The 20,019-nt window shown below is 54.7% G+C and carries 24 protein-coding genes; 8 read left to right on the top strand and 16 right to left on the bottom strand.

Annotated features, from left to right (window positions below):
• Positions 1-3 precede the first annotated feature (3 nt).
• From ubiH to Q0824_RS08725, 3 genes are read left to right on the top strand one after another with little or no spacing between them, the layout of a single operon-like run.
• On the top strand, positions 4-1,269 hold the full coding sequence (ubiH, locus tag Q0824_RS08735) for a 2-octaprenyl-6-methoxyphenyl hydroxylase (RefSeq protein ID WP_298449386.1): 1,266 nt from the start codon (positions 4-6) through the stop codon (positions 1,267-1,269).
• Complete coding sequence (locus Q0824_RS08730) at positions 1,266-2,489, top strand: UbiH/UbiF/VisC/COQ6 family ubiquinone biosynthesis hydroxylase (protein ID WP_298449384.1); 1,224 nt, start codon at positions 1,266-1,268, stop codon at positions 2,487-2,489. Before ubiH ends, Q0824_RS08730 begins: the two co-directional genes overlap by 4 nt.
• A gap of 29 nt (positions 2,490-2,518) precedes the next feature.
• Positions 2,519-3,445, top strand: coding sequence for a DUF808 domain-containing protein (locus Q0824_RS08725; protein ID WP_298449382.1), 927 nt, complete (start codon positions 2,519-2,521; stop codon positions 3,443-3,445).
• On the opposite strand, the gene Q0824_RS08720 is transcribed toward Q0824_RS08725, so the two are convergent.
• From Q0824_RS08720 to Q0824_RS08690, 7 genes are all read right to left on the bottom strand, one after another.
• A complete protein-coding gene (locus Q0824_RS08720) occupies positions 3,425-4,144 on the bottom strand; it encodes a 16S rRNA (uracil(1498)-N(3))-methyltransferase (protein ID WP_298449380.1) in 720 nt (239 codons plus the stop codon). The two genes, Q0824_RS08725 and Q0824_RS08720, sit on opposite strands and share 21 nt — an antisense overlap.
• Positions 4,141-4,935, bottom strand: coding sequence for a twin-arginine translocase subunit TatC (gene tatC / locus Q0824_RS08715; protein ID WP_298449378.1), 795 nt, complete (start codon positions 4,933-4,935; stop codon positions 4,141-4,143). The genes Q0824_RS08720 and tatC overlap by 4 nt, the downstream gene beginning before the upstream one ends.
• Positions 4,932-5,354, bottom strand: a complete 423-nt coding sequence (gene tatB / locus Q0824_RS08710) for a Sec-independent protein translocase protein TatB (RefSeq protein WP_298449376.1) — start codon at positions 5,352-5,354, stop codon at positions 4,932-4,934. Before tatB ends, tatC begins: the two co-directional genes overlap by 4 nt.
• Positions 5,355-5,365: 11 nt before the next feature.
• Positions 5,366-5,599, bottom strand: coding sequence for a Sec-independent protein translocase subunit TatA (tatA, locus tag Q0824_RS08705; RefSeq protein WP_298449374.1), 234 nt, complete (start codon positions 5,597-5,599; stop codon positions 5,366-5,368).
• Between the two features lie 90 nt (positions 5,600-5,689).
• Positions 5,690-6,019 (bottom strand): phosphoribosyl-ATP diphosphatase, encoded by a 330-nt coding sequence (locus Q0824_RS08700; RefSeq protein WP_298449372.1) that lies wholly within the window; start codon positions 6,017-6,019, stop codon positions 5,690-5,692.
• Positions 6,020-6,031: 12 nt separating this feature from the next.
• Positions 6,032-6,448, bottom strand: coding sequence for a phosphoribosyl-AMP cyclohydrolase (gene hisI / locus Q0824_RS08695; RefSeq protein WP_298449370.1), 417 nt, complete (start codon positions 6,446-6,448; stop codon positions 6,032-6,034).
• A 36-nt stretch (positions 6,449-6,484) separates the two neighbouring features.
• A complete protein-coding gene (locus Q0824_RS08690) occupies positions 6,485-7,111 on the bottom strand; it encodes a LysE family translocator (RefSeq protein WP_298449367.1) in 627 nt (208 codons plus the stop codon).
• 200 nt (positions 7,112-7,311) lie between these two features.
• Between Q0824_RS08690 and rlmF the strand changes: the two genes are divergently transcribed.
• Positions 7,312-8,271: a 23S rRNA (adenine(1618)-N(6))-methyltransferase RlmF gene (gene rlmF, locus Q0824_RS08685; RefSeq protein WP_298449365.1), complete on the top strand. Its 960-nt coding sequence runs from the start codon at positions 7,312-7,314 to the stop codon at positions 8,269-8,271.
• Position 8,272: 1 nt separating this feature from the next.
• Here rlmF and Q0824_RS08680 read toward each other — a convergent pair whose 3' ends face one another.
• Both Q0824_RS08680 and Q0824_RS08675 read right to left on the bottom strand, forming a co-directional pair.
• On the bottom strand, positions 8,273-8,629 hold the full coding sequence (locus tag Q0824_RS08680; protein WP_298449364.1) for a potassium channel family protein: 357 nt from the start codon (positions 8,627-8,629) through the stop codon (positions 8,273-8,275).
• Positions 8,630-8,666: 37 nt separating this feature from the next.
• Positions 8,667-9,128, bottom strand: a complete 462-nt coding sequence (locus Q0824_RS08675; RefSeq protein WP_298449362.1) for an isoprenylcysteine carboxylmethyltransferase family protein — start codon at positions 9,126-9,128, stop codon at positions 8,667-8,669.
• 87 nt (positions 9,129-9,215) lie between these two features.
• On the opposite strand from Q0824_RS08675, the gene Q0824_RS08670 reads away from it, so the two are divergent.
• Complete coding sequence (locus Q0824_RS08670; RefSeq protein WP_298449361.1) at positions 9,216-10,232, top strand: zinc-binding dehydrogenase; 1,017 nt, start codon at positions 9,216-9,218, stop codon at positions 10,230-10,232.
• 50 nt (positions 10,233-10,282) lie between these two features.
• Here the strand turns inward: Q0824_RS08670 and Q0824_RS08665 are convergent, their stop codons facing one another.
• Genes Q0824_RS08665 through ubiE form a run of 5 tightly spaced genes read right to left on the bottom strand, consistent with a single transcriptional unit; the run spans position 10,283 to position 14,334 of the window.
• Positions 10,283-10,903, bottom strand: coding sequence for a hypothetical protein (locus Q0824_RS08665; RefSeq protein ID WP_298449360.1), 621 nt, complete (start codon positions 10,901-10,903; stop codon positions 10,283-10,285).
• A 32-nt stretch (positions 10,904-10,935) separates the two neighbouring features.
• Positions 10,936-11,262, bottom strand: a complete 327-nt coding sequence (locus Q0824_RS08660) for a hypothetical protein (RefSeq protein ID WP_298449358.1) — start codon at positions 11,260-11,262, stop codon at positions 10,936-10,938.
• A gap of 8 nt (positions 11,263-11,270) precedes the next feature.
• Positions 11,271-12,914, bottom strand: coding sequence for a ubiquinone biosynthesis regulatory protein kinase UbiB (gene ubiB, locus Q0824_RS08655; protein WP_298449356.1), 1,644 nt, complete (start codon positions 12,912-12,914; stop codon positions 11,271-11,273).
• Positions 12,911-13,552, bottom strand: coding sequence for an SCP2 sterol-binding domain-containing protein (locus tag Q0824_RS08650; RefSeq protein WP_298449354.1), 642 nt, complete (start codon positions 13,550-13,552; stop codon positions 12,911-12,913). The genes ubiB and Q0824_RS08650 overlap by 4 nt, the downstream gene beginning before the upstream one ends.
• Positions 13,552-14,334 (bottom strand): bifunctional demethylmenaquinone methyltransferase/2-methoxy-6-polyprenyl-1,4-benzoquinol methylase UbiE, encoded by a 783-nt coding sequence (gene ubiE, locus Q0824_RS08645; protein ID WP_298449353.1) that lies wholly within the window; start codon positions 14,332-14,334, stop codon positions 13,552-13,554. The genes Q0824_RS08650 and ubiE overlap by 1 nt, the downstream gene beginning before the upstream one ends.
• A gap of 126 nt (positions 14,335-14,460) precedes the next feature.
• On the opposite strand from ubiE, the gene Q0824_RS08640 reads away from it, so the two are divergent.
• Positions 14,461-14,739, top strand: coding sequence for a polyhydroxyalkanoic acid system family protein (locus Q0824_RS08640; RefSeq protein ID WP_298449351.1), 279 nt, complete (start codon positions 14,461-14,463; stop codon positions 14,737-14,739).
• A 4-nt stretch (positions 14,740-14,743) separates the two neighbouring features.
• On the opposite strand, the gene Q0824_RS08635 is transcribed toward Q0824_RS08640, so the two are convergent.
• The gene (locus Q0824_RS08635) at positions 14,744-15,493 is read right to left on the bottom strand and encodes a hypothetical protein (RefSeq protein WP_298449349.1); all 750 of its coding nucleotides are present in this window, start codon (positions 15,491-15,493) and stop codon (positions 14,744-14,746) included.
• A gap of 110 nt (positions 15,494-15,603) precedes the next feature.
• Positions 15,604-16,527, bottom strand: a complete 924-nt coding sequence (locus tag Q0824_RS08630) for an alpha/beta hydrolase (protein ID WP_298449347.1) — start codon at positions 16,525-16,527, stop codon at positions 15,604-15,606.
• A 331-nt stretch (positions 16,528-16,858) separates the two neighbouring features.
• Here Q0824_RS08630 and Q0824_RS08625 point away from each other — a divergent pair, with 331 nt between their 5' ends.
• Complete coding sequence (locus Q0824_RS08625) at positions 16,859-18,274, top strand: WS/DGAT domain-containing protein (RefSeq protein WP_298449345.1); 1,416 nt, start codon at positions 16,859-16,861, stop codon at positions 18,272-18,274.
• A gap of 69 nt (positions 18,275-18,343) precedes the next feature.
• Positions 18,344-19,864, top strand: coding sequence for an aldehyde dehydrogenase family protein (locus Q0824_RS08620; RefSeq protein WP_298449344.1), 1,521 nt, complete (start codon positions 18,344-18,346; stop codon positions 19,862-19,864).
• Positions 19,865-20,019 lie beyond the last annotated feature (155 nt).

The raw sequence follows: 20,019 nt of genomic DNA, 5'->3' as shown, positions 1-20,019 counted from the left end.
CCTGTGAAACACTCTGATACCGATGTGATCATTGCGGGCGGCGGGCTGGCTGGCGCAACGCTCGCCCTGGCACTGGCCAAGGTTGCTCCCACGTTGAGGGTAACCGTGGTTGAGGCGTTTCCGCTGTCTGCGGATGCCTTACCGGATGCGTATCAGCCCAGCTACGACGCACGCTCCACTGCATTGGCTTGGGGTTCCCGGCTAATCTTTGAAGAGCTTGGGCTGTGGCAGCGGATATCAGAGCATGCGACGCCCATCCAGCACATTCATGTGTCTGACAGGGGCCGGTTCGGCGCGACCCGTCTGAATGCCAGCGAATTCCAGCAGCAAGCCTTGGGTTATGTGGTTGATAACCGCTGGATGGGTCTGTGCCTGATGCGGGAGCTACTTGAGACCAATATCCAGTGGCAGGCGCCCGCCGAAGTGGCTGATATGGTGCCTGCCGAGCAGGGCGTAAACGTTGAAATAAAAGCTGGTAACGAGACCGGCACTCTAAAGGCGAAATGCCTGATTGTCGCAGACGGTGGCCGCTCCGGGCTGAGGGAAAAACTCGGCTTCCAGACGAATCACCACGGTTATGATCAGAATGCGCTGATCGCAAACGTCTCCACCAGCGACAGCCATGAATTCACCGCCTTCGAGCGTTTTACCGATGCCGGCCCTATGGCATTGTTGCCCCATGGTTCACCTTCCCGCGCAGGCCATCAGTCTGCATTGGTTTGGACTCTGAGCGATAAGGAGCTTGAAGAGGTTCTGGGCATGTCCGATAGCGACAAGTGCCAGCGGCTTCAGGAGCGCTATGGTTGGCGCCTGGGGCGGTTTACCCGCATAGGTGAGTGCAACCACTACCCGCTGACACTGACCACTGTAAATGAGCCAGTAAGGCCGGGCGTTGCACTCGTGGGCAATGCTGCCCATGCATTGCACCCGGTGGCGGGGCAAGGCTTCAATCTGGCGCTGCGGGGTTTGATGACTCTGGTGGAGCAGTTCCGGTTGGCCGTTGAGCAAGGCCGGTCGCCGTGTGACTTCCAGATTTTGCGCCGCTATCACGAGTTGCATATGCCGGATTGGCAGCAAACCGTGCAGTTCTCGGATTCACTGATCCGCATTTTTGGCCACTCACTGGCACCCGTCGCGGCAGCACGGGATGCCGGGCTGGTAGGGCTGGATTTGCTCCCCGGTGCAAAGCGCTTGTTTGCGCGAAAAGCGATGGGCACAGCCGGGCGCCGTGCTGTCATCAATGGGCCTGCGACGAGCGATAAGCAATGAGTGATACCAAGGTGTTCGATATTCTTGTGGTTGGCGGTGGCATGACCGGCACTGCTTTGGCTCTTGGCTTGTCGCAGCAGGGATGGCATGTGGGATTGGTAGAGGCCGGTGAACGCGCTGCTTTGTTGCAGGCCCCGGTAGCGGTCGAAAGCGTGGCAGATTTTGAGCCGCGCGTCAGCGCTATCTCCATGGCCAGCCAGCAGTTGCTCGATTCATTGGGCGCCTGGCAGGGCGTTGTAGCCGGACGCCATTGCCCCTACCAAGGCATGACTGTGTGGGAAGGTGATGGCACTGGGCGTATTCACTTTGATGCTGCCGAACTACAAGCCCGCGCTCTGGGCACGATCGTTGAAAACCGCAGCCTGGTGCGGGCTCTGTTCGAGGTTGTGGAAACCAGTGACGTTGAGCTGATTGATGGTGTGCAGGTTACCGGCTGCACTCAAGAGGGCGACCAGCGCAGCATTAAGCTTGCCGATGGCCGCACACTCGGGGCTCGGCTGGTTATTGCGGCTGATGGCGCCAACTCCCGGTTACGCCAGTGGGTAGGCTTGCCAACCCGTGAATGGGATTACGATCAGCAGGCCATCGTATGTACCGTGCGTACGGCTCAAAGCCATGGATACACAGCCTGGCAGAGATTTTCCAAGACCGGGCCCTTGGCGTTCTTGCCGTTGGCCACGGAAAGCAATGATGAGCACTTTTGCTCTATTGTTTGGTCGCAGGACACCGAAGAAGCCCGCCGCCTAATGGCTCTGGATGATGCAGCCTTCACTGCGGAACTGGAGAGAGCAATCGAAAGAGAATTGGGTGCCGTTGAGGCAGTGTCCAAACGCTTTGCCTTTCCTCTGCGGCAACGCCATGCCAAAGACTATATTGCGCCCGGTTTTGCATTGGTGGGCGATGCGGCCCACACCATTCATCCGCTTGCAGGCCAGGGCGCCAATCTCGGGTACGGTGATGTTCGGGTTTTGCTGGAGGAATTGTCCAAGGCGAAACGTACAGGTTTGAGCCCTGCAAATGAGTTGGTTCTGGCTCGATACCAGCGCCGTCGCAAAGGCGAAAACTTGACTATGATGGTTGCTATGGAGGGCTTCAAACAGCTATTTGCTCGAGATGAATTGCCATTAAGGTGGCTAAGAAATTCCGGGATGCGTTGGCTTGATGGGCTTGGTCCCCTAAAGAACAGGATTGCTGCCGAGGCCATGGGTCTTTATATTTAAGCGAACACCACACTAAAGGATCTGCACTTATGGCAGGAACCAGTCTTCTCGCGCTCTTCGATGACATTGCCACGATCCTCGACGACATCTCCATGATGACCAAAGCAGCGGCCAAAAAAACTGCCGGGGTATTAGGAGATGATCTGGCACTGAATGCCCAGCAGGTAACTGGAGTGCGAGCGGCGAGAGAGTTGCCTGTCGTCTGGTCTGTTGCCAAAGGCTCATTCGCGAATAAAGCCATACTGGTGCCGGCTGCTGTCGCAATCAGTTTTTTTGTACCTTGGCTGGTAACGCCCCTGCTTATGCTGGGTGGTGCATTTTTATGTTTTGAAGGTGCTGAAAAAATCATTCACAAATTCTTCCATTCAGAGGAAGAGGCGCAACGCAAAGAGAAGTTGCTGAAGGCATTGAAGACGCCCGAAGTGGATTTAAGGGTTGTAGAAAGACAAAAGATTAAAGGCGCGATACGCACGGATTTCATTCTGTCGGCGGAAATAATCGCCATCACGCTCGGGGTGGTAACGGCTGAGAGCATAGGTATACAGTTTGCGGTGCTGGCAGTGGTCGCTGTGCTGATTACCGTCGGCGTATACGGTTTGGTGGCCGGTATAGTGAAGTTGGATGACGGCGGGCTTTACCTGACGCAGCAAGAGAGTGCGCTGGCTCAGAAAATAGGCCATGGCATCCTCTGGTTCGCGCCTTACCTTATGAAAACCCTGTCGATTGTCGGCACCATTGCCATGTTTTTAGTGGGTGGCGGTATTTTGGTGCACGGCGTAACCCCACTTTATAACGCCATCGAGAACTTCGCTGCAGGGTTTGGTGGTGTTTCTGCAGTACTGTTCACTACGGTTGCAAATGGGCTGGTTGGATTGCTGGCGGGCGCATTGCTGGTCGCAGTACTTACACCACTGATTCGGATGTGGGCATCCAGATCAGAGGCAAGCGTCGAATAAGCGACTAACGAGAACGGGAACGGCTGTTTCCACCCGAAGAATGCGAGGCCCAAGGTGAACGCTTTGGCAGCCAGCCTCTTCAAGCTTACCTACTTCGTAGGGTGTGAATCCGCCCTCAGGGCCTATGCACAGCGCTGTTGGCCTGTTCAGGTGGGTAGGGCAGGGGATGGCCGTGCCGGGGTGCGCAACCAGAGCCACCTTGCCTTGCAGCAAGGCGGGCAGTTCATCTTCCACGAAGGGTTTGAACAGCTTGCGGATATGCACCTTGGGCATCGTCGTGTCTTTTGCCTGCTCCAGGCCGAGAGTAAGATTTTCCCGCAGATTATCATCTGACAGCCAAGGCGTTTGCCAGAAGCTCTTTTCCACCTTATAGCTGTTGATCAGCCAGATATCCTTAACCCCCAGTGTGGCGCTGGTTTGCAGAACCCGGCGGAACATTTTTGGCCGTGGCATGGCCAGAATGAGTGTAAAGGGGAGTGGTGATGGTGGTGCCTGATCCAGAGTGACAAGCAACTCAGCTTCCGAATCAGTGAGCGTTACAACTTCTCCCTGCCCCATCAGACCGTTTACACGGCCTACTGGCAGTTGGTCACCTTGGGTAGCGCCCAGAACAGATCGCATGTGCTCGAGCCTGCGGCCCCGCAACACAACACGGTTGGGCGCAACAAAATCTTCATCAAACAGTAAGGCGAGATTCATTGAGAGGAAGACTCGTCCGTCTCTACTACTTCGCGTACCGCCAGCCTGCCAAACAAAATGCCCAGCTCGAACAGTATCCACATGGGAACCGCGAGAAGTGTCTGGGAAATGATATCCGGGGGTGTCAGCATCATGCCGATCACAAAACAGCCCACCACAACGTAGGGGCGTTTTGCAGCAAGGTCTGACGGCGTAGTCACGCCACTGAGAATCAGCAAAATCGTCGCGATGGGGATTTCAAAAGCAATCCCGAATGCAAAGAACATTTTCAGCACGAAGTTCAGGTAACTGCTGATGTCTGGCAGTTCAACGATGCCCTCCGGGCCGATCGCTGTAAAAAAGCCGAACACCAGCGGGAATACGACGTAATACGCAAACGCCGCACCGAGATAGAACAGGATTACTGAAGTAAACAGCAGTGGAAACGCCAGACGCTTCTCATGGGCGTAGAGCCCGGGCGCAACGAAACTCCACAGCTGATAAAGAATGACAGGGATAGCGGCGAATACCGATAAAAACAGGGCCAGCTTCAGGGGCGCGAAAAACGGCGAGGTGATATCCGTTGCGATCATGGTCTGGCCTACGGGCAGCAGTGATCGGATAGGCTCCGATAACCAGAGATACAGCTCATTGGCGAACGGATAAATGACGGCAAAACAGATCACTACCGCCAAAACCATCTTCAGTAATCGATCGCGAAGTTCCAGCAGGTGCGCAACCAGAGGCATCTCCGGTTGTTCAGGTGTGGTGTTCTGATGACCCGGCTGTTCTCCATCTGTTTTTGAATTCATGAAGGCTTATCCGACGGTTTTGGTGCGGCGTCTGGCGGAGCCGGCTTGTCTTCACTGGGGGCTGCGGTGGAGTCACTTTTCTGGTGTTGATCTGCCCCGCTCTTTTGCTCGCTCGCTGATTTGCCGGCAGGTTTATCCGACAGGATCATATGCTCGTACTTTTTGGCTTCGTCCAGAGCGCCGCGCACGGTCTTCTTTACGTCATCAAGGCCCACATCACCAGCCTCGCTCAGCTCTTTTCTCAGCTCTTCGGCTTTCAGTTGGCGGTCCAGTTCGGAGGTGAACTGGGTGACCATACGGCGCGCACCACCCACCCAGCGCCCAGCCGCTCTCGCAGCCGTGGGGAGCCGTTCGGGGCCAAGCACCAGTAGAGCTATAACGCCGCAAATCAGCAGCTCAAGAAAGCCGATATCAAACATGGTGTCTGGTCTCAGCTTTTGGTTTTTTCCCTGGGCTTATCTTCAGTCGCCTGACGCGCCTGTTCTTCCTGAGTATCTTCCAGCGAATCCGGGTCGCCTGGTTTGCTGTCTTCGTCACTCATGGATTTTTTGAAGCCACGAATGGCTCCACCAAGATCGGTGCCAATGTTTCGCAGCTTCTTGGTTCCGAACAACAGAATCACAATGCCCAGTACGATAAGAAGTTGCCAAATGCTGATGCCCATTACGGGATCCTCGTTTTGATGTTTTCGTAGATTAACATTATACGTTACCAGAGCAGGGTGGCGGAAACCCCCGTTAGGGGTATTCCCTTCTTACTTGCTCCGGGAAGCTTTTTCTTCCAGCCCTGAAAGGTCGAAGCGGCTGCTCAGCTCATCCAGTACATCCTTGGAGCTCAGGCCCAGGTTGGAGAGCATTACCATGCAGTGAAACCAGAGATCCGCCGTCTCACTGATAACGGCTCGAGACTCCCCGGAATGTTCCGCATCCTTGGCGGCCAGCAGCGTTTCTGTGCACTCTTCACCTACCTTTTCCAGAATCTTGTTCAGGCCCTTGGCGTGGAGGCTGGCGACGTAGGATTTCTCCGGGTCGGCTGATTTACGGGCTTCGAGAACCCTTGTCAGATTTTCCAGAACATCACTCAATACATCCACTCCTCAGTTGTTGCCATATATGGCATCCGGATCTTTAATGACGGGTTCAACGCCCACCCACTGGTCGCCCTTCAATGAGCGGTAAAAACAGCTACGCCGGCCAGTGTGGCATGCAATACCACCTTTTTGTTCTACTTTCAGCAGGATTACGTCCTCATCACAGTCGAGGCGAATATCCTTGACTACCTGCTGGTGCCCGGAGGTTTCGCCCTTGCGCCAGAGTTTACCCCGTGAGCGTGACCAATAAACCGCCTGACCCTCTTCGGCCGTGAGGCGAAGGGATTCCCGGTTCATCCAGGCCATCATCAGGATATCGCCCGTGGCTGCGTCCTGTGCGATGGCTGGAACGAGGCCGTCTGCGGTCCAGCGAATGGCGTCAAGCCAATTAAGGGGGGCTAGATTATCAGATAAGTCTTTCATTTTTATGAATCCTGACAGAAAACGAGGTGTGGGGAACTATAACTTCGCACGAAGCAAGTTCAAACCAAGCCCGATGTACACAAGCCCTGTGACTTTTCCTATTGCAGCAGCCAGCTGCGAGTTCGATCTGGCTACCACGGAAAAGCTGGCGGCGAAGATGACCAGAAAAAGACACCATAGGGCACCACCCAGCACAAATACCCCACCTAAAAACATAAATACAACAGAGCTGTTGCTGGCCCCGGGAGCCACAAACTGCGGCAGGAATGCGAGAAAGAAGATAGCGATCTTCGGGTTAAACAGGTTGGTGAAAAAGCCTTGGTAGAAAAGCTGTGAACGATTCTGGGTAGCTGTTTCAGAGGATGGTGCCAGCTTGGTCTGACGACGGAAGGCTCGGGCGCCAAGATAGATCAGGTACCCGGCACCGATAACTTTAACCGCTGTAAATGCTAGTGCAGAAGTTGCAAACAGTGCGGAAAGCCCGATTGCCGCAAACAGGGTGTGCGCCAGTATGCCAGCGCTTACCCCGAATACCGATAGCAGCCCGGCAAGGCGCCCTTGGGATAGGGTTCTGGCTAAAATGTACACGGTGTCTGGCCCTGGCGTTATCCAGAGCAAAAAGCTCGCGCTAAAAAACAACCAGAACTCATGGGCCTGCAACATCCAAGGCTCCTGCAGGAATCTGTGACTTTACCGCCAATATACCCGTTAAAACGACAATTTATCCAGAGCGGAGCGTATTCATTGAAAGCGTGGGAAAAACTCACTAATTCCTGAGCATCCTCAGCTGTTATAATCTTCAGAGCCAGTGCCTGCATTAACGCAGGCACTGGCTCTGATTTACACGCCCCGGAAGTAAAACTGTGAGCAGCTCCCAGCGAAGTGACAGGCATCAGGCAAAGCCTGGTGGAAAAGGTCTACACCCCAAAAATCTGCACAAACAAGGCTACGATTTTCCATCCCTCGTGAAAAGTTACCCGGCATTGGCGCCCTACGTTAAAGCAAACGCCTTCGGGAACCTCTCCGTAGAGTTCACAGATCCACAGGCAGTAAAATTGCTGAACGCAGCCCATTTGAAGCACTACTACGGCATTGTTGATTGGGATATCCCGGAAGGGGCACTTTGCCCACCCATTCCGGGGCGAGCAGACTACATCCATCACGTGGCTGAGCTCTTGGGAGAGTTCGAGCCATTTGCGAATCGGGCTAGCACGCAGCCGGAAATCACCCTGCTCGATATAGGCACCGGGGCCAATGGTGTATACCCGATACTGGCATGCCAAATGTACCGATGGCAGTGTGTTGGCAGTGATATAAACGCCCGGTCGCTTGAAAACGTGGCCGGGGTTATCGCCAATAACCCTACGCTAAAAGACCGCTTCACCCTGCGCATGCAAAACGACAGACATAAAATCTTCGACGGGGTTATTCGAAAAGGGGAGTTTTTTGATGTCAGTGTGTGCAATCCCCCCTTCCATGCTTCACAAGATGAGGCGCTCAAAAGTAGTCAGTTAAAGTTGCAAAACCTTGCCCGCAATCGCGGCGAGACAAGGCCCGTGGCTGCATCACAAGCTCTCAACTTTGGGGGGCAGGAAGCGGAGCTCTGGTGCAAAGGTGGCGAACGGATGTTCCTTAAAAAGCTGATAAAGGAAAGCCAGGTATTTGCAACTCAATGCCGCTGGTTTACCAGCCTGGTGTCGAAAGTTGATAACGTAAAGCCTTCCACGAAATTGATTCGTAAACTCGGGGCGACCGATGTGCGGGAAATAGAAATGAAACAGGGGAACAAGGTCACGAGGGTGTTGGCCTGGACGTACGCCTAGATTATCCGGCCAACCCTTGGCCGACACTTTTCAATACTTCAGGGTCAATATGGATCTCAAATGCAGTAGAGGCTGTCTTTACCGCAATCGCCACAAATAGACCTGTGAGCATAATCCCGCACCAGGCAATGACAATCGAGAGGGCTTTCGACGATTTTCGTAACGGGCGAATGTCCCCGTAGCCTACGGTAAACGCTGTTATAAACGCCCAATAAAGCGCATCGAACCTCCCCCATGATTCCAGGCGGCCTACAACCAACCCGAAACCAACTATAAATACGCAGATTGAAAGTAAAATCGGGAGTGAAAAGTACATTCCCCAAAGAAACAACTTAAAAAACGTGATCGAAAAATCCATAGTTTATCTGCTTTGATTAAAGTCATTGGGCTGAAAATCAAATCCAGCGCCGAACGCGCGCTTTGTAAGAAGTATATTCGGATCCGAAGATCGCATCGAGGGCGCGTTCTTCCGGAATGATTTGAAATCGGGTTATATAAAGCGCAAACGCCATAGGACCGAGTAATGCCCAAGGAGAAGAAAGAAATATTGCCCACCCAATCAGCACCAGCACCATGCCCACGTACATGGGGTTGCGCGTAACCTTGAATACTCCGGACGCTACCAGGAGAGACGCCTTTTCGGGTCTGGTTGGGTTGATGGTGGTTTTCATCCTGCGAAAAGAGATAACGCCAACCAAGCTGATGTAGCCGCCGAGTAATGCGACTGAGATGGCTGCGACTACTCGAGTGGTGTCGTGAAATTGAAGTGACGGCGTCACCATGTTTATGCCCCACATGATAAACGCCACAATGGCGGTAACTGCGGGAGGGGGGATTCTCAGCTCTAATGACGACATGCTTGTGATATAACTCCTAGCGTTTGCTCGAACTATGTCATATCCAATGAACAAAGATAACACTTGGAATACGATACCGGAGCCTCTATGAAACGTGTGATCATACCTAAAGCTGGAAACAGCAGCGTACTGGCACTCAAGGAGTTTCCAAGCCTGGAGGTTGGCCCAGGTGAGGTACGAATTTCGGTTAAAGCCTCGGGGCTGAATTTTGCCGATATTATGGCGCGCCAAGGTTTGTATCAGGATGCCCCAAGCTTTCCCTTTACGGCGGGGTATGAAGTGTCAGGTGTGATCGACTCCATTGGCGACGGTGTCGAAGAAAAGTGGTTGGGTAAGCCTGTAATGGCTTTGACCCGGTTTGGCGGCCATGCCTCCCAGGTTGTTGTTTCGCTCAACCAGATCTTCGAGAAACCAGGCCGACTCTCCTACGCGCAAGCGGCAGCTATCCCCGTGAACTACCTGACCGCATGGCAAGCCCTTGTTATTTGCGGCGCACTGCAGCCGGAAGACACAGTGTTGATTCACAATGTGGGAGGTGGAGTAGGCCTTGCCGCATTGGATATTGCACAACACATTGGTGCCACCACCATTGGGACAGCCAGCCCTGGAAAGCATGAATACTTATTGTCTCGCGGGCTTAACCACGCCATAGATTACCGAAATAGCGACTGGTACACAGAGCTGATGCACCTGACTGATGGCAAAGGCGCTGAGCTGATCCTCGACCCGTTGGGTGGAGAGAGCTGGCGTAAGAGTTACAAGGCGTTGCGCGCGTCCGGGCGCTTGGCGATGTTCGGAATTTCGGTTGCATCGGGCAATGGCATTGGCAGTAAGTTGGCGCTGGCGAAAACCGCAGTGATGATGCCCATATTCCACCCCATCAGTTTGATGAACGAAAACAGGTCTGTGTTCGGAATTAATATGGGGCGGCTTTGGCATGAGCCCGAAAAGATCCGTGTGTGGATGGGCAAAATTATAGCCGGCGTGGAGGAGGGTTGGATCAATCCCACCGTCGCCGAGTCCTTCAGCTTTGAGGATGCCGCATTGGCCCACGACTACATCGAAAGCCGTGCCAATATAGGCAAGGTAGTGTTAACCCCCTAGCTGCGCTGGCAGCGTTGAAGCGTACCTGTGATCACAGGAGGGTGCCGGGATTATGCGCGCCCTTCCAGCTTGGACACCGCATTTGAAAGGTTCTCCCTGGCTTGACGCTCACGCGCTTCCGGGAATATCCCGGACATGTAAATCTGCGGGCGCTCCATAAATCCCCGGAGCACAGCGGCACGCTTCTTTCGGTAGATAAACGAAGGCACGAGCCGGTACTCCTTGCGAACCCCTTGCTCAAAAATCTCGTAGGTTTCCGGAGACGTTCCCAGAATTGACAGGTCTATATCCACAAGAATCGATTCGTCACGGGATTGGGTAGGAGCATCATGCTCGGTGACCATAATGAGCCTGTGAACACGATCGATTTCTTCACCGTTTGCTCCGGATTCTGCCAAAAACGAAGCTGCCCAATCGGCGCTTTCCAGTTCATTTTTGCTGGATAAAGGCTTGTAAATGGCATCGTGGAACCAGAATGCGAGTTCCACCTCACGCGGGTGGTCAAGCAAGGCCGAGCAGTTATCCAAATGCCGAAGGCAGGCTGAGACGTGCTCCAGCGTGTGGTAATGCCGGCCCTTCTCTGAATAGGCGGTGATCAGGGAATCATAGGTTTCCTGATGCGGGGCAAAGCCCCAAGCATCCATGAGTTTAGCCCAGCGGTCAGTGCTCATTGTGGCCCCTCGGAGAATAAACCGAGCGCCAGCTAAGCGCAGGGTTGCAAAGAAAACAGAAAAAGCCCGAACCAGACATTCGACAGCAAAATCAAAACCTTTATCGCATCTCTGGCAAATGATGGGATGTCTTTGGATTGGTAAAGATAGCCGATGACGACCCACTGAATAAACAGCCACACATAGGTAAGGTAGAGAAAGCCCCTGTGGCATGCTGCATCAGGCGATGTGTAATAGATGTAAATCCACGCAGCCGCTGTTCCTGTGACCATAATCAGGAAGGCCGCTGTAGAGAGCAGGTTTCGCCACTGCGGATAATCGGTGCTTAGCAGCTTCTCTTTGACTTGCTTGAGTCCCATGGTCGCTCTCAGCGGCTACCACGCCAAACCAGCGCGCCTGCTGCTGCAAGTAACGCCCAAGTCCCCAGCGGTGCGTTCTCTGCCCACTCACGGGCTTCTGGCTGCGTTCCTATAACAGCAGCGGCAACCAGTGCTATAGCCGCAATCCCGCGGCGCCAGCGGCGGTCGGTTCTGAGTTGTTGTTCCCGGAGCAGTGCCAGGGTGTCCTGGTTTTGTTTCTCGGTGGGACCGGCGCTGCGCAGTTGCAGCAGGGCATCGTGAACCAGTTGCGGCATTTCCGGGGACTGCTCCAGCCATGAGGGCAGGTGGGTTTGCAGGGATTTTATCAGGCCGCTTGGGCCTATCCGCTTGCGCATCCAGCCTTCCAGATAAGGTTGTGCCGTGCTCCACAGGTCCAGTTCCGGATACAGTTGGCGGCCAAGTCCTTCTACGTTGAGCAGGGTTTTTTGCAGCAGAACCAACTGCGGCTGCACTTCCATGTTGAATCGCCGTGCAGTCTGGAACAGGCGTAGCAGGAAGTGGCCGAAGGAAATGTCTTTCAGGGGCTTTTCAAAAATGGGCTCGCATACGGTGCGGATCGCCGCTTCGAATTCGTTTACCCTGGTATCGGGTGGCACCCAGCCAGATTGAATATGGAGCTGCGCCACTTGCCTGTAATCCCGGCGAAAGAAAGCCAGCAGGTTGCGCGCCAGGTAGCTTTGATCGTCGGGCGCCAGGGTGCCCACAATGCCAAAGTCGATGGCGATGTATTTCGGGTCGGCGGGGTTGGAGACGTCTACAAAGATGTTACCGGGGTGCATGTCGGCGTGGAAAAAGCTGTCGCGGAATACCTGGGTAAAGAAAATCTCGACGCCTTTCTCTGCCAGCACTTTAAGGTTTACGCCAGCCGCTTCCAGTGCAGGAACATCGGCAATGGGGATGCCGTAGATGCGTTCCATGACCATCACGTTTTTGCGGGTGTAGTCCCAGTCGATAAAGGGAATGTAGATCAGCGAGGAGCCTTCAAAATTACGGCGTAGCTGGCTCGCGTTGGCCGCTTCCCGCTGCAGGTCCAGTTCGTCGTGGATGGTGGAGTCGTAATCTGCAACGACTTCTACCGGGTGCAGTCGCTTGCCTTCGGTCCAGTATTTCTCAAGGAGGTTGGCCATAAAGTACATCAGGGCCAGGTCTTGCCGGATTACTTTGTCGATGCCTGGGCGCAGTACTTTGACCACCACATCTTGGCCGTTCAACAGTGTCGCGGCATGAACTTGTGCGACGGAGGCCGAGGCTAAAGGCTCGGCACTGAATTCCTTGAATAGCTCCGCTACTGGCGCTCCAAGGGAGGTCTCAATAATGTTGCGGGCCACGTCGCTGGAGAAGGGCGGAACTCGATCCTGGAGATGTTTGAGGGATTCCGCCATATCGTCTGGCAGTAGGTCGCGGCGGGTAGAGAGTATCTGGCCGAACTTGACGAAAACCGGGCCAAGTTCTTCCAGAGCCAACCGCAAGCGATCACCGCGGCTGAGCTTTGGTTGCGGAAAAAGATGCCAGGGCGCCAGCAGAAAAAACACCTTCAAAGGTGCGGGAAGCTCAGCGATTGGCAAAAACGTGTCCAGCCGATAGCGGCAGAATACCCAGGAAATGCGAATCAGGCGTTGCAGGCGGGTCACGGAGTCTCCGGTTTGTCAGTAGTGCCGAGGCTTTCGAACTGGCTTATGCGTGCTGCCAGGCGTTCAGTGCGAAGGTTCAAGGCATCTATGTCCTCGAACGTGGCTTCCAGTTCGCGGCGGCCGGGCAGGGCGCGGCTTTCCTCGTGCACATACTCTTCAATGTTGGCGTTCAGGGCCGTGAACGCCTGGCGGCTCCAGCTAACGGCGTTGCGAATACGCTTGCCGATGAAGTGGGCCGGCACATCGCCTATGTGCCTTGCCATTGCCGCTTCCCAGTCCGGGTTGAGCTTATCCAGTGCGCGTTGGAATTGGTGTGCCAAAGCAGTGTCACCGGTAACGCTTAACCGGTTGTCGGTGAACACGCGGTCATCGCCTGTGGCCAGTGCAGCAAACGCCAGGGGCTTGCCGCTGATTTCCAGTGCGGGATCTTCAAGTGGCTGGCTGCGCACCTGCACCCGATTGCCCACTCTGTGCAATGAGCAGGTAATGGAAATTGGCTGGGTGATGCGGAACTGTACCGGCCCTTCAAGAGCGCCCAGCAGCGCTTGCTGGCCAGCAGGGTCCAGTTCAAGCGCGTGGTTCAGTGCCCGCTCGATTATGGCGGTGAGCGCCGTAAGCAGGGTCGGGCCGGGAAACATCAGGGTTTGGTTCCCACATGCAGGGCCACAATGCCACCGGTCATGTTGTAGTACTTGCAGTTCACCATGCCTGCGCTTTCCATCATGCCTTTGAGCGTGTCCTGATCCGGGTGCATGCGGATGGATTCGGCCAGATACTTGTAGCTTTCACTGTCGCCTGCAATGAGCTGGCCCATCAGGGGCAGAGCGGTAAACGAGTAGGTGTCGTAAGCCTTGCTGAGCAGCGGGTTGGTGGGTTTGGAGAACTCCAGCACCATCAGCTTGCCGCCGGGTTTGAGGACTCGCATCATGTCCCGCAGAGCTTGATCCTTGTCGGTTACGTTGCGCAGACCAAAGGCAATGGATACGGCGTTGAAACTGTTATCCGGGAAGGGCAAGTGTTCCGCATCGGCTTGCACGTACTCAATGTTGCCGGCGTAACCACGGTCGGTCAGGCGGCTGCGCCCAACCTGCAGCATGGAGGCGTTGATGTCGGCGAGAACCACTTTGCCATCGCGCCCAACCAGGTCAGAAAACTTCATGGTGAGATCGCCGGTGCCACCGGCAATATCCAGAACCTGATGCCCCGGGCGCACGCCGGAAAGCTCAATGGTAAAGCGCTTCCACAACCGGTGAACGCCCATGGACATAAGGTCGTTCATAAGGTCGTACTTCCCCGCCACGCTGTGAAATACTTCGGCTACCTGGCTGGCTTTCTGGCTCTTGGCCACATTGCTGAAGCCGAAATGGGTAACGTCGTCCTGGCCGTTGCCGGAGGTGGCTGGCGTTTGTTGCTCACTCATGGGGCATGTCCTGTCAGAATCTGAACTCCGTATTCTAACGCTTGACGGAGTTGCTACAAGGGTAGCTACACGTTTAATACCGCCTTACACTGTAAAACCGTTCAATTTTGAAGAGAAAACTGATTCATGTCTGTAATCGATGTACATCGCGCTCACACTCTTGATAAAGAACATGCTCGTGAAGCTGCAGAAGCGCTTGCCAAGGATCTTTCCAGCAAATTCGAACTTGATTACCAGTGGGAAGGTGATCAGCTCAAGTTCAAACGCTCGGGCGTTAAAGGTCATCTGAACATTACCAATGACGACCTCAACGTGCGTCTGGAGCTGGGCATGTTGCTACGGCCTTTCAAATCGAGGATTGAGCAGGAAATTCACAGCCAGCTGGATCAGATTCTGAAGGCCTGAGGCTTCAAAGGTCACCCGGGAGTGTAAAGGGTTCGGGGTGGCCGTTGAGAATGTTGTCCATCACCCGTTGTTCACGGGTTACCAGCCGTTCAATCAGCACATCCACCTTGTCCATTTTCCGGAATGCAGAGTAGCCCCGGTGAAGGAAATTGTGCAGGTCACTCAGATCGGCCATCTCCGCGGGCGCCCGGCTCATTGAAAGCAACCAGCCCAAGGTTCGGTTGCGCACATAGCGATCCAGCTGCTGCCCAACGTCGGCGACTAACCTAACCTGTCTTCTGCGCTGTTCCAGCTTTTGGCTGGCGCGGTAAACGTCGCAGTATTGCTCAGCGGTGATCATCTGTGCAGGTATGCGGCGGTCATCAAGCAGCTCAGCCAGCTCAAGATCCAGCTGCTGGGTAATCAGATTCAATTCGACCAGCCCGGCCAGTACTTCAAGTTGCTGGTCTGGCAGCCACTTGACCATTTTCGGGAATACCCGATCTATGTTGTCGTCACGGCGGGTCATGCCAGTGGGTGCGTAAAGGTCGGTGAGCAGAAATTCCAGGCCGTCGTGATAGCCAGGATGCTGGTACAAGTCCTGATGGGTTGCCTTCAGGCGCTCTGCCTGCCAGTCGGCGACAACGAAGGTGTTATCGAACAGCCGGTGGCCTGCCTTATGGTGGCGAAAATCGTGATATTCCAGCAAAAGCTGTTGCAGGCGGCGGGCGCTTTCTGAGCGCGCGTCTGTGCCAACAAGGCGCTCACGATACATGGTGCCAACTCCGGTGGATCTGCGTAAAGGCGATTAGTTTACCGGAGGGGATGCCCAAGTGCAGCAAGCCCGACCAGTTGCCGGGCGGCAGTTCATGGGGTTGCCTGGTTTTAGCCTTGGGCGGCTGAAGGCAGAGACTCAAAGCCGGGTAGCCATTCCTTGCTGTCGAGGGTAACGAAATGGCTGGGTGCCTGGGTTTCAATGATGCGCATGGTGGTTGGGCTATGCCGTGCGCTGGCAAGCATGGCCTGCCGATCCAGAATACGGTCCACTCCTGGTATCAGGAAGGTACCGTGGCGTACATGCTTGTACACATCGGTGTCGGTGCGCTGCATCCAGTCAAATATGTTCTCAATGTTGCGCACAATGGTCAGGTGGTCGCGGGTTGAGTAAAACAGCTTGCTTAGCAGCTGCTTTTTGCGCGGATTCATTTTTCCGAAGAAGGTTTGGCCGTAAGCAGATGAAGGCGCACTGTTAATCAGGCGGATCAGCCAAGGCCACATGCCGTGGCTGACGGGCTCAAGAAGGGTGGTTACCAGAGGGTGAATTTTGCCCTGCGGCAGCGCTGGAGCTTCAAGCACGGCTTCAACGTCTTCGTATAGCTCGGGGCGTTGTTTTATTGCCTCAAGCGTGACTGCTCCTCCCCGGGAATGGCCGTGAATACGTACATTTCGGGTGCTGGGCAGGTTCGAAAGTGCCTGGTTCAAGATGCAGGCATCGTATTCAATGGTGCCTTCCAGGTGCTTGATCGGTACTTCCCATTCCGGGGTTTCCGGTGTTACGCCGTTTACCGGAATGTGGTAGTTACTGCAGGTAAGCAGAATCAATTCTGTTGTTGGTGCGTCGTAGGTCTGGGTGAAATAGCAATGATTTTCCAGAAAGCCATGCACGCCGATAACGGTGTGCTCTGCTTCGCCACTGTGATTGCGAACAGAAACCGCCCCTTCGCCAACGCGGTATACGCGCCCTGAGAACATCTCTGAATAGGCGCTGTCGATTGGCCTTATGAGCTTGCGAATGTGGCTTGCTTTCATACTGCATCTCCTCCCAGCACGGCGGTTGCCTGTTTATAGAGATTGGTCATTGGACCCTGGTTGCGCTGGTAACCTTGTTGTACATGGGTTCGCTTTGATCTTTATTGGCACTGGTAACGCAGTTTTTGCATGCTCGCGGCCAATAGACAGTCGAAACCTAATGCTAATAACTATTACATCAAGCCTTATAACCAGTATAGGGTGAAGGTATGTATCTGTGTAATATTTTGTAATCTTGGGCGGTGTGCAGCGTTGTGGAGCCAGTAGTGTATGTCTGGCACAATGCCTGACTCTGTGTTTTTCACTTCACCACTTCCGGGGATGTTCGGGTTTGAGTCACGAGCAAACGCACCTCATGCTGCCTGCGGATTCCGCTTGGCTGGCTCTGGAGTCCCCCAAAAACCCCATGACCATCACCGTCATGTTTCGGGCCGAAGGCCTGACTGCGCCCAGGCTCCGGGAGTTTTTGCAGGTTTACTGGATGGCCTGGGAGCGCTTTCGGTACATGCCCGTTAAGCGCACAGCGGCGTGGTATTGGACGCCCGATCCGGTGTTTAACCTCCAGCACCACTTGGATGTAGTGCTTGACCGCTTCACGGAATCGGATCTTCAGGAATGGGTTTCCGAGCGTCTTAATCAGCCTCTTCCTGCCTATCGTCCTATCTGGAAATTCTGGTTGGTGCCGAATGCCGAAGGTGGCGCAGCATTGCTGCTTCGAATACACCACTGCTATGCCGATGGGGTTTCGCTCACGGGCATTTTCGACCACCTGTGTTCGGCCTCGCCGCAGCAGTACCCTGCAATATACGGAGCCCAGCACACCGAAGGATTTTCCCCCTGGGTATCGGCTGCCAAAAGCCGGCTTGAACAGTTATTTGGCGGGGGCAGGGCGCCCGAGGTGGGCACGGAAAACCAGAGCCCGGGGCTTGGAGACAATGAGGCCGGCTACGGTGATTTGTTGGAGCAGCTGGCGCATAACGGGTTGAAACTGGTTAACGAACTGAGTGATTTTCTGGCGGAGCCGGAGGATACACCATCGGATCTGAAACGCCCGCTGTTGGGCCAGCGCCATTGCCGGTGGTCCGTGCCGGTACCTCTCGACCAGTTCCGGTCAATCGCCAAGGCGACGAACGTCACCATTAACGATGTTCTGCTCAGTTGCGTAGCGGCCGCGGTTCGCCCCCGCCTCGGGCTTTTGGGTCCGGCGCTGGAAGACGCCGTGTTGCACGTGGCTGTTCCCGTGGATATTCGTAACCGATTGCCGGAAGATTTGCAGCCAGAGCAGGGTGCCCTTGGCAATTATTTCGGCACGGTGTTCGTTCCTCTGCCCATTGATGGAGAGAGTGCTCTGGAGCGGCTTTATCGCATCAAGCAGGAAACCCGTCGGCTTAAACGGAGCTGGCAGCCAGGCATAGCCTGGGGCTTGTCTTCCTGCGCCCCTCTTATACCGGACGTATTGCGCCAGCCACTGTCAGATATGTTCTATCGCAAAGCCAGTGCTGTGGTATCCAACGTTCCCGGTACACGGGAGGCGCGCTACATTGCTGGCTGCCGAATAACCGAGCAGATGTTCTGGGTACCTCAGGCGGGTGATATAGGGCTTGGGGTCAGCATTGTCAGCTATGCCGGGCAGGTTCAGTTTGGTGTGGTTGCAGACGAAGCGATTCTTGCAGACCCCCAGGGGTTTCTTGAAGACTGCGTGCAGGAACTGTCGGAACTCCCCGGAGGTTCACCTATTGTTGTTTGAGGTCTACAGTGAATGAGTAAACGCGCATGACCGCGTTGTCATTCACAACCACAACAAAAGGTGATGACCATGATTTATGCACAGCCTGGAAAAGACGGCTCCGTCGTTTCCTTCAAAACCCGTTACGGGAACTATATTGGTGGCGAGTGGGTTGCTCCGGTTAAAGGGGAGTATTTCGAGAACATAACGCCGGTTACCGGTGCTGTTATTTGCGAGATTCCCCGCTCTACCGCTGAAGATATTGATCTGGCTCTCGATGCGGCGCACAAGGCTGCACCGGCCTGGGGCCAAACGTCTCCGGCCGAGCGCTCCAATATCATGCTTAAAATTGCGGATCGCATTGACGCCAATCTGGAGAAGTTGGCGGTTGCAGAAACCTGGGATAACGGTAAGGCAATTCGCGAAACCCTGAATGCCGACATCCCTCTGGCCGCAGATCACTTCCGCTATTTCGCCGGCTGCATCCGTGCCCAGGAAGGGCAAATGAGCCAGATTGACCAAAATACCGTAGCCTATCATTTTCACGAGCCCCTCGGCGTAGTTGGCCAGATCATTCCCTGGAACTTCCCGATACTCATGGCCGCCTGGAAGCTTGGCCCTTGTCTTGCGGCGGGTAACTGCACCGTACTCAAACCGGCAGAACAAACACCGGCCAGCATTCTGGTACTGATGGAAATTATCGGGGACCTGCTGCCGCCGGGCGTGATCAACATTGTTAACGGCTATGGTATCGAAGCGGGTGAGGCGCTTGCCACCAGCAAACGTATCGCCAAAATCGCCTTCACAGGCTCCACACCTGTGGGCTCGCACATTCTCAAGTGCGCGGCTGAGAACATCATCCCGTCAACAGTTGAATTGGGCGGAAAATCTCCCAACCTCTATTTCTCGGATGTTATGCAAGCCGAGCCCGAGTTCGTCGACAAGTGTGTGGAAGGCCTGGTGCTGGGCTTTTTCAACCAGGGCGAAGTGTGTACTTGTCCGTCACGGGCGTTGGTGCAGGAGGATATGTTCGACGAATTTATGCAGAAGGTGGTTGAGCGCACCAAGGCCATCAAACGAGGCAACCCCCTGGATACCGACGTGCAGGTAGGTGCACAAGCCAGCAAAGAGCAGTATGACAAGATCATGTCTTACCTGGAGATCGGCAAGCAGGAGGGCGCTACTGTGCTCACAGGCGGCTTCAAGGAAGAAATGGAAGGCGAATTCAAAGACGGCTTCTACATTCAGCCCACCCTGTTCAAGGGAGACAACGACATGCGGGTGTTCCAGGAGGAAATCTTTGGCCCGGTTGTGGGTGTGACCACATTCAAAACCGAAGAAGAAGCCGTGGCGATAGCCAACGATACCGAATTCGGGCTAGGAGCCGGTGTCTGGACCCGCGACACCAACCGTGCCTACCGTGTGGGCCGTAGCATTCAGGCCGGTCGGGTCTGGATGAACTGCTACCACGCCTACCCGGCACACGCCGCCTTTGGCGGTTACAAGAAATCCGGTGTTGGCCGTGAAACCCACAAGATGGCGCTGGAGCACTATCAGCAAACCAAGTGCATGTTGACCAGCTACGACATCAACCCGCTCGGCTTTTTCTGAGCCGGCCATAGCAAGCAGGCCCATGCATGGGCCTGCTTGCGTTGATTTCCCTCCTTTGAGCGACCCTACGTAAGACCTTCTTACAGACACCTGCACTCTCGCCGGGGAATACTTCTCCTAACCGGCCCTGATACCGGATTGACTACAAACATCTG

The sequence above is a fragment of the uncultured Marinobacter sp. genome, from assembly GCF_947488835.1.
Taxonomy (GTDB): Bacteria; Pseudomonadota; Gammaproteobacteria; order Pseudomonadales; family Oleiphilaceae; genus Marinobacter.
The sequence above is the reverse complement of the archived record's forward strand: the minus strand, read 5'-3'. Positions and strand labels throughout refer to the sequence as shown.